Genomic DNA, 14054 nt, shown 5'->3' with positions numbered 1-14054 from the left:
GGATTCATTTCCTTCATTGGATAAAATAGTTTTATCTCGCAATGGTCATTATTTTTTGTTTGACAGAGGGGGTGCTTTAATCCATAATCAATCCATACTAAACACATAAGCTTTATTGGAAGGGGAGAGTCAGTCATGTCACAGTTTAAATCATCAACTAGAAAGTCATTATGGGTAGGAGCGTTAGCCGTTCTATTATTGGTAATCGTTAGCGGTTGCTCCGGATCGACCAATGATCCTGCTCCCAATGCAGCAGCCCAGCCTGGGACGAACCAAGGTACGGATGAAAATTCAAAGACGGACGAGACTGCAACGGGGGGGACTTTTGTATATGGTCGGCCGGCTTCCGTAACCTCGTTTGATTTGCATAATCAGATTACATCGAACAACGCTTTCGCCATTGATAAAGTATTTGAATCTCTGGTTGCTTTTGATAGCAAAGGCGAGATTGTGGATTGGCTTGCCAAATCGCATAACATCAGTGATGACGGTCTGACGTATACGTTTGTGTTGCGTGATGGCTTGAAGTTCTCTAATGGCACAGATGTTACGGCAGAGGATGCCGTATTCTCGCTGGAGCGGCATTTGAAGGTTGGTGGCCCGCTTGCAATATCCGCGAAGGTGGATACGATCAAAGCCAAAGATAGCCACACACTTGTAATTACACTTAAAGAGCCGTATACGCCGTTTATTTCCGAGCTGTCCAACTTCTCGAACGGTATTATTCCTAACAATTTTGGCGGAGTTACCGAGGAAGAATTTTTCAAGAAACCGGTAGGTACAGGACCGTTTGTAGTTGAGCAGTGGGACCCTGCAGGCGATGTGACCTTTACGAAGAACACTTACTACTGGCAAGAAGGAAAGCCATCGGTTGATAAGCTTGTTTACAAGCTGATAGAAGATGACAGCCAAGCAATCAATCAATTGAAAGCAGGAGAAGTGGACGCGATTGAGTCGCTGGCTCTGCAAAATGCCGATGAAATCAAAAATGGCGCGGATACAACTGTTGTAACCAACGGCAGCTGGGTGACAGAGCAATTGTTCTTTAACACGCTGGATAAGCATTTTTCGGATGTGCATGTTCGTCGGGCATTGGCTCTGGCACTTGATCGTGACGGTCTGACTAAGGCGCTTACCTTTGGTTATGCACAGACCGCTAATTCATTGCTGCCGACAACGATTCCTTACAATTCGAATGATACACTCAAGGCGCTGAATTTTGATGTAAATGCAGCCAAAGCGGAACTTGCCAAATCGGCCTTCCCTGATGGATTTACTACAAAACTGCTTGTAGCTTCAGGCAACAGCACCAGAGCGCAAGAAGCGCAAATCATTCAGGCAGCGGGGAAACAAATTGGCATTAACATCGAGATTGAATCGATTGAACTCGCTACCTTCCGTGAACGATTCTTTGCTTATGATTTCGCAGCGATGCTGAACAGTGGGCAAGCCGATTCTCCGGAAGCGAACTCAATCATTGCGTTCCAGACCGACCCTGATGGTTTCAGCAAATCTTACTGGACGCATTACACCAATGATGAAGTAACCAAGCTTTTGTATAAAGGCCAACAAACACCGGACGGCGATGGCCGTGCCGAAATATACTCCAAACTGCTTCAAACGCTTGCCGATGAAGTGCCTTACATTCCGCTTTATTATCCGGATATTCTGATTGGTGTTCGTTCTTCAGTAGATGGCATTGTTGTTTTGCCTAACGGCAGTGTGCGTTTTGAAGACGTTCGTATTCAGAAATGAAGAAGTTCTGGTTGATCAGTACTGTGGGAAGAGCGTTGGCAGTGATCCTTTGTGTGATGACAGCAGTCTTTTTTCTCATCAGAATGGTACCAGGAGATCCTGCCAAAATGATTCTTGGCGAGTACAGCACCCCAGAGGCCGTTGATAGCATGCACCATGCTCTCGGGCTGGATCTGCCGCTGGGGGAACAATTCATACGGTTTGTGAAGACACTGTTCACTCAGGGGGATACCGGCAACTCCATTATTAACGGAACCTCCACTAGAGAACTGATTGCTGATCGTGCACCCGTTACCTTGCTGCTCATTGCCATGGCATGTGCATTGGCAATTGTCATTGCTCTCGTGCTTGCTACACTGGCCGCTACACACAAGGATAAGCTGCTGGACCATTTGATACGTATTTTTCCTACGGTAACGCTAGGTATGCCAATCTTCTGGGTTGGCATCCTTTTGATTCTGCTGCTGAGTGTTCATCTTCACTGGTTTCCCGTTGGTGGAGTCGGCGAAGGGTGGTGGGGCACCTTATACAGTTTGACACTTCCCGCCATTACCGTAGCTTTTTCACAGATTCCAACATTGGTTCGTTCATTAAGAGCCCAGATGCTTGAAGTACTGGAATCTGATTTTGTAGTTACATTGAAGGCTGCGAGATTACCTAGCCGGGTCATTCTATTCAAACATGTCCTGCGCAATGCGGCACTTCCGACGCTGATCCTTCTTGGCGTTAATATCTCTTATCTCATTGGCGGCACATTGGTCGTTGAACAGGTATTTGGTATCAAAGGAATTGGCAGTCTTTTGTTTAGTTCCATTTCCAAACGGGATTTCCCGGTCATTCAAGGCATAGCCCTTTACTGTGCTGTATCTGTCGTGATCATCAGTCTCCTGATAGAGCTTCTGTCCAGGTGGCTAGATCCCAGAACGAAAGGAAGACCATGAAAACGATACGAATTGAACCTCAGTTATATGAAGACAGCCAAAACACCAGTCTCTTGAATCGCATATTGAAAACTCCTAGCCTGCTTGTGGGAAGTGTGATGTTTGCTGTGCTGATCATCTTGGCTGTGATCATACCGTGGGTGAGTCCTTATGACCCTTCGGAGCAAAATTTGAGTGCCTTTTTGCAACCGCCGTCTGCTGAACATTGGTTGGGCACAGACCAACTGGGACGTGATTTGTTCACTAGACTGATTTATGCCGCGCGAACCGACTTGAGCATTATGGTGCTGGCGGAAATTGTACCCTTTTGCATGGGCGTATTTCTAGGGATGCTCGCAGGGTATTACGGAAAATGGATTGATAAGATCATATCGTTAGTTACCGATACCCTTATCGCTTTCCCTTTTTATCTCATTGTCATTATCGTGGCTTTTGCCAGCGGAGCAGGTGAGCGGGGGATTTATATTACGTTTATGCTCGTTGGCTGGATTGTCTTTGCCCGTGTCGTCAGAGGGCTGAGTGCATCCTACCGCAAGCAGGAATGGATCGCATCCGCACAGACGTTGGGTTTGCCGGGAATACGGATTATCCTTCGTCATCTCCTGCCCAATGTATTGCCTCAGGCGATCGTTGTCCTCATGACGGATATGGTTGGGCTGCTGGTGGCGATTGTTACGCTTGGATACCTGGGCATTGGCATCGCACCACCGACCCCAGATTGGGGCACGATGATCTCGGATGGACAATCCTTTATCACGACAGCCTGGTGGCTCTCGGCAGTTCCAGGATTTGCAGTCGTTTACACGGGAATTGCTTTGTCGCTTGTCGGTGATGGATTGGCCGATGTATGGAGGAAAAAATAATGTCCACTGAACCGATTCTTGAAGTCAAGGCGCTATCTCTGTCAACCAAGTCAAATCAAAAATTAGTTCAAGATGTACATTTCTCGCTTGGGCGAGGGGAGAGCTTGGGATTAGTAGGTGAATCCGGCTCCGGTAAATCACTAACTCTTCGTTCCATTCTGGGACTGTTGCCAAGCGGTGTAGAGCAGACGGGTGGAACCATTCGAAGTGACGTGAACAGCGCGATGGTGTTTCAAGACCCGAGAGGTGCGCTCGATCCGCTCTGCCCCGTTGTTAAACAGCTGGCGGAAGTTGTTTATTACAGGCAAAAGTTAAGCAGGAAGGCCTCCAGGGTAGCAGCGCTGGAATTACTTGAACTGTTGGGGCTTCCCGACTCGTTGAAGCGTGAGGACCGATACCCTAGCCAGCTGTCAGGTGGGCAGTGTCAGCGGGTAGTCATTGCACTGGCCCTGGCGTGCAAGCCAGGCATTCTGCTCTGTGATGAGCCAACAACGGCTTTGGACGTTACTGTGCAGCGTCAAATTATGGAGACGATCCAACGTTTGCAGCATGAACTGGGATTCGCCATGGTCTTTGTAACACATAATTTGGCGATTGCAGCGACGCTGTGCTCGAAGCTGTGCGTGATGAAGCAGGGGCAGATTGTGGAGCACGGGGATTCGCTTAGCGTACTGCAAAACCCGCAAGATCCTTACACCCAGATGCTCATCAACTCGGTGCTTCCTTTACCGAAGCTTGAAGGGAGCGAATAACAATGGAACTTTCTTTGCAAGTTCAGAATGTCACGGTTCAATATGGTGACTTTACTGCGCTGGACAACATCACGCTAAATCTTCAGAGGCATACCACGCTTGGTCTTGTTGGTGAGTCCGGTTCGGGCAAATCAACCCTTGCGCGAGTCATTGCCGGTTTGATCACGCCGGATGAGGGGCAGATTTTGCTGGGGGATCAGCAATTAAAGAAGAAGAGAAGTCGTGAGCAGTATAAAAGCATACAGATGATCTTCCAAAATCCGGATGCTTCACTGAATCCCAAACATTCCATTCGCCAGATTCTTGCTGAAGCGCTGTTGTTTCATCGCATTGTAGACCGTTCACAGGTGGAGAAAAGATCGAGAGAGCTTCTGGCCCGTGTCCAGCTGGAAAGCAGGGCACTGGACAAGTATCCGCATGAATTCTCCGGCGGTCAGCGCCAACGTATCGCCATTGCACGCGCTTTAAGCGTAGAGCCGAGTCTGCTGATTGCGGATGAGCCTACGAGTGCACTCGATGTTTCCGTGCAGCGGAGTGTGCTCGATCTGTTCAATTCACTTAAGAGGGAACTTAATCTTACGCTACTGTTCATTTCTCACGATCTTGGAGTTATCCATGCCATTAGCGATACGGTAGCAGTCATGCGGCAGGGTCAGCTGGTGGAGATTAGTCCCAAAGATCAATTCTTCACACGACCTGAAACGGCATACAGCCGAGAGCTGTTGTCCGCAGTTCCAAAGATGCCGAAATCAAGTTCTTTAGGAGGTTTATATGAGCCAACAATATAAAGGAAACATCCCCCTTACCTTGTCGGAATACGATACGCTTACACAATTGCTCTCCAGGCTTTTGAATACAAAGTATCCTCCGGTGATCATTCCGGGAGAGGCTATCTTGGGTATAGAGGCCGTGGCAGCTGGAATATCTGCGCCGGGTCGTACAATTGTCAATGTCGTAACAGGGCCATATGGCAGTTTGTTTGGTCAGTGGCTTGAACGCGGAGGGGCAACGGTTATTGAAGTCAAAGTTCCTTTTGATGAAGTTGTACCTGTGGAGAAGGTCGCTGCCGCGATTGAAAAGCATCAACCGTCCGCACTATCCTTTGTTCAAGCAGAGGTGGTTACGGGTGGGTCGAATCCCGCAAAAGAAATCATACAGATTGCGCGTGCCCATAACCTGATTACGGTAAGTGATTCTGTATCAGCCATTGGAGGAGAGCCTCTGCTGGTCGATGAATGGGGCGTAGATTTTGTAGCTGTGGGTGCACAAAAAGCTCTGGCTGGGCCAAACGGCATCAGCGCAGTAAGCATTTCGCCGCGTGGATGGGAATTTCTCGAATCCAATGCGCATGCACCGCGCAACTCCATCCTGTCTTTGCTTGACCTACAGCCCTCCGGCGAAGGGTCTGCACCGGTCCGCGTTCCTCCCAACATTCCAACGCTGGAAGCCAGAGCACTGATTTTGGCTTTGACAGCTATTGAGTCTGAAGGATTGGAGCAGGTAATCAAGCGTCATGAACAGGCTGCGTTATCTGCTATAGCGGGAATTCAGGCCCTGGGTCTGGAGGCTTGGCAAAAAGATAACAGAACATATTCGACACTGACTACGACGGTTCGAATTTCCGGGGAGAAGAAGTTGCATATCGATCAGCCGATCGGCATCGTTGCTCCGGGGGATGGAGAACTTTTTGGTCAGCTTCTGCGAATTAATCATTTTGGAGTTAATGCGTCCTTGGCAGGTGTGGAGGAAGCTGTTGCGACCATTGCAGCATTATTGAATCAGGACCATGAGCAAGCCGTTCAGGCTGTTCGTCTCGTTTGGGGGGAATGAATATGACCCAGGTAAAATCGGAGGAACAAAGCTTCAAACATATCTTTATAGCAGGCATTGAGGGCAAACGGTTCGATGTCTCCATTCAAAATGGACGGTTTGCATCTGTTACAGAATCCGTGCCGCAGAATGATGGCTCATCGTCTACGGGTACAGATCAATGGATAAGTCCCGGAGTTATTGATCTTCATACACATCTGGCCTGGACAGACTTTGACCATGCGGATCAATTGAAACGGGACAGCCACGAGGTAGAAGTGATGCAGGCGCAAGCTTTTGCAGCTACCCTCAAGACGGGGGTAACCACGGCGCGAGATGCGGGCGGATTGTTACCAAGCACCGCTCGACATCTCGCTCAGCACTATCAACACCCCTTACGAGTTGAAACAAGCAGTGAAATGCTAGGAGCGGCAGATGCCCGTGGTGTAAAGCATCTAGAACAACGGCTGAACGGAATTTTTGATACAGGCGCGGGATGGGTTAAAATTATGGCTACAGGTGGACTGGGAACCCCTACGGAACAAGTGCTCGATCCTGTATTTTCGGAGGAAGAGTTCGCGTTCATCGTTCGCTATGCGCATGCCCACCATAAAAAGGTACTGGTTCATACCTGGGGTGGCGTGACGGTAGACTGGTCCATTCAGGCAGGAGTGGAGTCTGTGGAGCATGGCATGTTCTTAACTGAGGATCAGGCCGGCAGACTTGCCGAGTCTCGAACGGCCTTTGTCCCTACCACATCGATATATCGTATTGCCGCAGATCCGAAAGGCGTCCTGGCGTTGCCTATTGTTATCAGTGATCGTGCAGCGCGCGCTGCTGAAGCTCATTCTACAGCCATCGGATATGCCAAAAGAGCAGGAGTCCGTTTCGGTTTCGGTACCGATTACGCTACACCTTCACTTCATGGCTATAATTTGCAAGAGTTGGATACGCTGATCGATTATGGCTTGACCCGGGCAGAGGCGTGGCAATCTGCGACGACCAATGCTGCTGAGATTCTGGGTCGTGGTGACGAATTGGGGCAGATTGCAGAAGGCTATATTGCGGATGCTATTATTTTCAATGCCGATCCGTATCAAACGAAAAATGCAGATCAGCTGCGAGAGAGTATCGTGTCCGTAATTATTGGAGCGCAGAAACCATGAAATTGGTTTCTGCGTTTTTTTCTTTACTTGTGAATACAGTGAGCGCTATGTTGCTTTCGAAGGAGCAGGTTAGCTGGCGAATATTGAGCGATAATTAAATCCCCAAAAGTTTTCCAAAAGGATTTTGCAGACCCATCAGCGAATACAATATTAATAACAGCGGCATAAAGGAAGGAGTGATATCCACTTAAACTTTTGTCGAAGTTTTCCAGCAAGATTCCTCAGCCCGTTTCGTGTTTAATGTTATATAGGAGTAGTGTATTGCATTTCTCACGGGGTACACCTTAATTTTTACATCCACCTATCACCTCTACACAACAAGTACAGGCAATTCTGCACGTATCATCTACTTTCAGACATTACAAAGAACAACGTTCGGCTGCAATTCTAAGTAACACAGTCTGTACAGCATGCTCCTAATCATGACAAAAGTGTCCACACAACAGCATATCGGATTATGGGCTCTGAAATGATTTAGAACGAATGCACATGGAGGAGGCTGTAATGATGGCAAAAAAAGAAGTTGTAGCGATGCTGCTCGCTGGAGGGCAAGGCAAAAGATTAAAGGGACTGACCAAATCACTGGCCAAGCCTGCTGTTTATTTTGGCGGAACCTACCGCATCATTGATTTTCCTCTAAGTAATTGCTCCAATTCTGGCATCGACACGGTCGGTGTATTAACCCAATACGAACCTCTGGTGCTGCACTCCTATATCGGCATTGGCAGTGATTGGGATCTGGACCGCAAAAATGGCGGGGTATATGTACTTCCTCCTCATGAACGTGAAGATGGTAGTAACTGGTACCGCGGTACGGCGGATGCGATCTACCGTAACCTGAATTTTATCGAACAATTCGATCCTGAGCATGTGCTCATCTTGTCAGGGGATCATATCTATAAAATGGATTACGAGAAGATGCTTCAATACCATAAAGAAAAGGATGCAGATTGCACCATATCGGTCATTGACGTTCCGTTGGAAGAAGCTAGCCGGTTCGGGTTGCTCAACACCCACGATGATTATCGCATCTATGAATTCGAAGAAAAACCTCCTGAACCCAAGAGCACGCTTGCTTCCATGGGTATCTATCTCTTCAAGTGGGATGTGCTGAAACGCTTCCTGATCCAGGACGAACAGCAGGCATCCACCTCCTATGATTTTGGCAAAGATATCATTCCCTTGTTGCTTGAAAATGAAAAATCACTATACGCTTATCCGTTTGAAGGGTATTGGAAAGACGTCGGTACAATCCACAGTCTGTGGGAATCCAATATGGACCTGCTGGATGAAGAAACGCCGTTTAATCTGAACGATCCGGATTGGCGTATCTATACCCGGAATCCAAATCAGCCTGCGCAATATATTTCACCATCGGCGAAGGTGCGGAATTGCATCATCAGTGAAGGCAGTGTGGTACATGGTGAGGTTAAGCACTCCGTTTTGTTCTACGGGATCGAGGTGGGAGAGAACAGTTCCGTAACCGATTCAGTGATCATGCCAAAAGTGAAGATCGGTCAAAATGTACGTATTTACAAAGCCATTATTGCCGAAGGATTGGTGATCCCGGATGGAGTACATCTGTCGCCCGCCCCTGAGGATGAAAGTGATATATTGCTGGTCGATCAGGAAGAACTGGAACGTCAGCTTCTTGAGGGAATGACAAGCAAAGCCTAATCTAAACCCCAAAGGACGGTGCATGCGATGAAACCATTGATCGGAGTTATTAACCTTGACCATGAGCTTGAGGAATTGAAGGAATTGACGTACTTTCGCTGCGGAGCCGCGGTGCCTTATGCCGGGCGTTACCGTCTGATTGATTTTGTATTATCCAATATGATGAATGCTGGCATTGAGAGTATCGGTGTATTTGTGCGTCGTAAGTACCGTTCACTCATGGATCATCTGGGAGACGGTAAGCCGTGGGATCTGGATCGCAAGCATGGCGGTATGTTTATTTTACCACCGGACTGGAACGATCCAACCGATACGTCACAAGGGGATTTGCAGCATTTTCACAATAATCTCGATTTCTTCCGCCGGGGTTCAGGGCAATATGTAGTCCACGCAGGTAGTCGGCATGTAACCAAAGCAGATCTGCAGGATGTATACAGGTACCATATAAGCAAAGGCGCGGATGTAACGCTGGTCTGCAAAAAAGTGGATCAACTGCTGCCTGAGCATGACGCCTGTGTCAAAGTTGAAGATGACGGGAACGGTAATGTGGTGGACATTCACCAAAGCACCGATCACCCGAATATATATACAGAAATTTTCATTATGGAAAAAGAATTGTTCCTGCGCCAGGTGCAGCGCTGCATCGCTCATGGCGAAAGCCATTTCTTCCGTGATGTAATTCAGAAAAACCCGGATGGCTTGAACATTGCGGCGTATGCCTATGATGGCTATCACGCCGTGATCAATTCGATCGATAGCTATTACCGCAACAGTCTTGAATTGTTGAATAGCGGATTGTATGAGCAGCTGTTCAAGGAACAGCCTGTTCAAACCAAGATTAAATACGAGGCTCCAGCCAAATACCTGGACACTGCTGAGGTGAAACATTCCTTGCTCGCGAATGGCTGTATTGTGGGCGGAGAAGTTGAAGACAGCATCCTGTTCCGTGGGGTGCATGTGGCGAAAGGTGCCAAAATTAAAGGTTCCATTATTATGCAGAAATGCTACATCGGAGAAGGCGCCGTTCTGGAGAACGTCATTCTCGACAAAGATGTAAAGTTAAGTGGTGGCCAGACGTTGATCGGCGACCCGTCGAACCCGTATATTCTGGCGAAGAGTACTATTATCTAATACCAACACTTAACCGATATCATCTATAAATATATATAAAATAAAAATCCTGTAGGATGGATTTAAGGTTCATGAGCGAAAGTTGAAATGCAACTTCGATTGAGCTTGCCAACGTGCAAACGTAGTGGAGGGAACGAAATCGATTCTGAAGAAGCGTAGCGTTCGCCTTTATCACTGTATTTTCACATCTGAATAATAGAATAAAGAAAATACAGGGATAACAGCGATTGAAAGAACGATTCGTACCCGTAACGGCCACTTTGCAGAACATTGAGCACTTGAGTGTATGAACCGCCACCATCCTACAGGATTTCACCGGGAGGAACCTTCTTTTGTTTGACAACAAGGAAACGTTCAAGAGTATTTTTAGACGCAATCTGGTTAGCAAATTGGGCAAACCACTAGCAGAAGCAACGCAAGAGGATGTCTATCACGTACTTGGAAGTATGATTCGCGAATACGCGGGTCAAGATTGGGCGGCGTCGAATCAGGGGTTTAAGCAGCGCCAGGATAAACAGGTCTATTACTTCTCGCTGGAATTCCTGATTGGACGTCTGCTCGGCAACAACCTGTTAAATGTGAATGAATTGGAACTCGTCCGAGACAGTCTGGCTGAACTGGGCTTCTCTTTGGAAGAAGTGGAAGAGCAGGAGGCGGATGCAGGGCTCGGCAACGGAGGTCTGGGAAGACTCGCAGCCTGTTTTCTGGATTCACTGGCTTCCCTCGGCTATGCAGGACATGGATGCGGAATCCGTTATAAATATGGCTTGTTTGAGCAAAAAATTATTAACGGCAATCAGGTCGAATTACCCGATAATTGGCTCGAGAAGGGCAATGAATGGGAAGTGCGCCGTCCGGACAAAAAGGTGGAAGTGCAGTTCTGGGGCCGTGTGGAAGCCTATGAACAGGATGGACATTACCAATTTGTCACGAAGGATGCCGAATCAGTTGTAGCTGTTCCTTATGATGTGCCTGTGATTGGTTATGGCCAGCCCCATGTAAACACCTTGCGATTATGGAGTGCGGAGCCCAAGCGGGAGACTTCACTCGATACCCCTTCGAACTATTACGGATATCTGGATTACAGCCGTTCGGTAGAATCGATCTCGGAGTTTTTGTACCCGGATGATTCCCAATACGAGGGCAAGCTGCTTCGTCTGAAACAGCAATATTTCATGTGTTCGGCAGGCGTACAGAGTGCTTTGCGTACATTTAACAAGCTTGAGCTTTCGTATGATCGATTGCCGGATAAAGTGGCGTTCCATATTAACGATACTCATCCAACACTCGTGATTCCCGAACTGATGCGCATTCTGATTGATGTCAAAGGATATGGATGGGATGAAGCGTGGGATATTACAACCCGCACCGTATCGTATACCAACCATACAACGTTAAGTGAGGCGCTTGAAAAATGGCCTGTGGGCATGATCAGCAAGCTGCTGCCACGCATTTACATGATTATTGAAGAGATCAACAAACGTTTCTGCGGCATGCTGCTTGAACGTTATCCCGGAGACCAGGATCGTATCCAGCATCTGGCGATTGTTGCGAACGATCAGGTGCGGATGGCTCATCTGGCCATTGTGGGCAGTCATAGCGTTAACGGTGTTGCGGCATTGCATACCGAAATATTGAAGGAACGGGAAATGGCTCCGTTCTATGCACTCTATCCGGAGCGCTTCAATAACAAAACGAATGGCATTACCCATCGCCGCTGGCTGATGCATGCCAATCCAAAGCTGTCGAATCTGATCACAGATATGATTGGAAGTGAGTGGATTAGGGAGCCGGGCAGACTGAATGAGCTGGTAGGCGTTGCAGACGATGCTTCATTCCAGCAGCAGTACCATTTCATTAAACGTAATAATAAGGAGCGACTGGCCGCGTACATCCTGGATCATACCGGGAAGGCTGTCAATCCGGATTCCATCTTTGATGTACAGGTGAAAAGGCTGCATGGGTACAAACGGCAGCTGCTGAACATTCTGCATGTTATGCATTTGTATAACCGTCTCAAGAGCGATGCTTCGTTTGATATTGTGCCACGTACGTTCATTTTTGGAGCAAAGGCAGCGCCGAGTTATTATTTTGCCAAGAAAATTATCAAGTTGATTAACACGGTGGCAGATACGGTCAATCGCGATGTAGCCGTGAAAGATCGTCTACAGGTATTTTTCCTGGAAAACTACTCGGTTTCTCTTGCCGAGAAAATTATACCTGCTGCGGACGTTAGCGAACAGATTTCAACCGCAGGCAAGGAAGCCTCCGGTACGGGGAACATGAAGTTTATGATGAACGGTGCGTTGACCATTGGTACTATGGACGGCGCGAATGTGGAGATGGCAGAGCAGGTTGGTCAAGACAATATGTTTATCTTTGGTCTGAGTGCAGACGAGGTGCTTGAATATTACCGCTCCGGCAGTTATCGGCCAAATGAGATTGTACAGCAGGATGAACGAATTAGGGAGGTAGTGGAGCAGCTGGTACATCCGGGAACGTTCTGTGAGCGTGATGGTGAATTCTGGGATATCTATGATTCCTTGCTGGCCCATGGTGACGAGTACTTTGTATTGCGTGACTTTGCTGCCTACGCCGATGCGCATGCTGCCATTGATTTGGCATACCGCGATGTAGCGGGCTGGACACGTAAGGCGGTGCTAAATACCGCTCAATCCGGCATTTTCTCCAGTGATCGCACTATTAGTGAATATGCGACTGATATCTGGGGCATTCATCCGGTTTCCGGACACTGGAAAGGTTAAATAATTATTGTTTAACAATGAAATCCCCTTGTACACTAGGTGGATCTCTGTTGGGTTCATAAACCTTTGTCAGAGATCACTCCTTGTTGCACAAGGGGATTTTTGTATGAATCAGCCGATTGGTCGGGACACACTTTGTTTGCTATCACGCCGCCTTTCACGACGAAGGATGATCGGAACTGTGATCACTGCAGCGATCACCAACAACGGAGCTAATAAACCAGCGATGGGTAACGCCGATGCGCCATTCGCTGAGAAGACGCTCAAGTCCCAGAACCCGTGCAGGAATATGGAGGCCACGAGTGATCCGGTAGACCGCCGAGCGAGGTAGAAGATCGAACCGAGGCCAAAAGCGATCATTACCTGGAATAGGGCACCCGCTCCGATGCCCAAAAACATGTTCGGCAGGTGGAAGACTGCGAACATCGCTGTTGAGAGCAGCCAGACCCCGGTTTCCCCGAATCGGCTGCGCAGAGCAACCATTAACTGACCTCGATTGATCATCTCCTCATTGAAGCCGACCATGATACTGCCGAAAATGAGATACAGCCACATGAGGGGGGTGACACGGGTGAAATCACCGATTAGCATGTTCACGATCGCGATGACCATCATGATGATCGGGAGAGTCATTGTCGATCGAGAAAGACGCTGCCTTTCAACCAGGCTAGGACGCCACCATCCGTAGATCGTGACCATTGTGATGGTCAGCACGGCACCGCCGGACAGCGGTGCTATGTACCAGAGAAGAAGGGTCCGCTCACTCTCACCCACTCGCGTGTAATCAATGCCGTTGAGCAAGAAGATCGCGTAGAAGACTGCGCTGTATAGGAAATATGTGAGAACACCCCATCCTACGCGGGGACGAACCCGAAGGGCAGGGTCCAAAGTTTCTTGAAGCTTGTCCCTATTAATTGACATGTTAAACACTCCCACTATCCAATAATATTTTTTTATTTGCTCATTTTTCTTATGATTTTAACTTCGATTAAGTCAAGATATAGTCCCGCAAAGCCTTTGGTAACAGTGCCGACAATTTTGCGGAGTTTCATACCGAGGATGCGAACGTCCAGCCCTTTCATTTCACCCCACCTTCGACGCGCGCTTTTAAATGGTTAGGACCATGCGTCCTCCTTCCCGTAAATTCTATTATCTCTTGTGTTAATTCTTCGAATGATCCAGAAATCCAACAAGA

At 48.0% G+C, this 14054-nt stretch carries 12 protein-coding genes; 10 read left to right on the top strand and 2 right to left on the bottom strand.

Going from position 1 to position 14054, the window contains the following annotated elements; all coding sequences use genetic code 11:
* Positions 1-135 precede the first annotated feature (135 nt).
* The 10 genes from CS562_RS00625 to CS562_RS00580 all read left to right on the top strand — a co-directional run bounded on the left by CS562_RS00625 (position 136) and on the right by CS562_RS00580 (position 12859).
* A complete protein-coding gene (locus CS562_RS00625) occupies positions 136-1755 on the top strand; it encodes an ABC transporter substrate-binding protein (RefSeq protein ID WP_099852806.1) in 1620 nt (539 codons plus the stop codon).
* Positions 1752-2696 (top strand): ABC transporter permease, encoded by a 945-nt coding sequence (locus CS562_RS00620; RefSeq protein WP_257219272.1) that lies wholly within the window; start codon positions 1752-1754, stop codon positions 2694-2696. Before CS562_RS00625 ends, CS562_RS00620 begins: the two co-directional genes overlap by 4 nt.
* Complete coding sequence (locus CS562_RS00615) at positions 2693-3559, top strand: ABC transporter permease (RefSeq protein WP_099852800.1); 867 nt, start codon at positions 2693-2695, stop codon at positions 3557-3559. Before CS562_RS00620 ends, CS562_RS00615 begins: the two co-directional genes overlap by 4 nt.
* Entirely contained in the window at positions 3559-4311 is a 753-nt protein-coding gene (locus tag CS562_RS00610) for an ABC transporter ATP-binding protein (protein ID WP_099852797.1), read from the top strand. The genes CS562_RS00615 and CS562_RS00610 overlap by 1 nt, the downstream gene beginning before the upstream one ends.
* A gap of 2 nt (positions 4312-4313) precedes the next feature.
* A complete protein-coding gene (locus CS562_RS00605) occupies positions 4314-5099 on the top strand; it encodes an ABC transporter ATP-binding protein (RefSeq protein WP_099852795.1) in 786 nt (261 codons plus the stop codon).
* Positions 5083-6141 carry a pyridoxal-phosphate-dependent aminotransferase family protein gene (locus CS562_RS00600; RefSeq protein ID WP_099852792.1) on the top strand — a complete coding sequence of 353 codons (1059 nt, stop codon included), beginning with the start codon at positions 5083-5085 and terminating at the stop codon, positions 6139-6141. The genes CS562_RS00605 and CS562_RS00600 overlap by 17 nt, the downstream gene beginning before the upstream one ends.
* Positions 6142-6143: 2 nt before the next feature.
* The gene (locus CS562_RS00595) at positions 6144-7286 is read left to right on the top strand and encodes an amidohydrolase family protein (RefSeq protein WP_099852790.1); all 1143 of its coding nucleotides are present in this window, start codon (positions 6144-6146) and stop codon (positions 7284-7286) included.
* Between the two features lie 507 nt (positions 7287-7793).
* Entirely contained in the window at positions 7794-8963 is a 1170-nt protein-coding gene (locus CS562_RS00590; RefSeq protein WP_099852787.1) for a glucose-1-phosphate adenylyltransferase, read from the top strand.
* Between the two features lie 27 nt (positions 8964-8990).
* Positions 8991-10094, top strand: coding sequence for a glucose-1-phosphate adenylyltransferase subunit GlgD (gene glgD / locus CS562_RS00585; RefSeq protein ID WP_090896761.1), 1104 nt, complete (start codon positions 8991-8993; stop codon positions 10092-10094).
* A gap of 332 nt (positions 10095-10426) precedes the next feature.
* On the top strand, positions 10427-12859 hold the full coding sequence (locus tag CS562_RS00580) for a glycogen/starch/alpha-glucan phosphorylase (RefSeq protein ID WP_099852784.1): 2433 nt from the start codon (positions 10427-10429) through the stop codon (positions 12857-12859).
* A 111-nt stretch (positions 12860-12970) separates the two neighbouring features.
* Here the strand turns inward: CS562_RS00580 and CS562_RS00575 are convergent, their stop codons facing one another.
* Both CS562_RS00575 and CS562_RS33280 read right to left on the bottom strand, forming a co-directional pair.
* Positions 12971-13780: a CPBP family intramembrane glutamic endopeptidase gene (locus tag CS562_RS00575; protein ID WP_099852782.1), complete on the bottom strand. Its 810-nt coding sequence runs from the start codon at positions 13778-13780 to the stop codon at positions 12971-12973.
* 32 nt (positions 13781-13812) lie between these two features.
* Complete coding sequence (locus CS562_RS33280; RefSeq protein ID WP_257219271.1) at positions 13813-13941, bottom strand: hypothetical protein; 129 nt, start codon at positions 13939-13941, stop codon at positions 13813-13815.
* Between the last annotated feature and the right edge of the window lie 113 nt (positions 13942-14054).

Origin of the sequence: Paenibacillus sp. LK1, from assembly GCF_002750415.1 — a bacterium.
GTDB lineage: Bacteria > Bacillota > Bacilli > Paenibacillales > Paenibacillaceae > Paenibacillus > Paenibacillus taichungensis.
The sequence above is the reverse complement of the archived record's forward strand: the minus strand, read 5'-3'. Positions and strand labels throughout refer to the sequence as shown.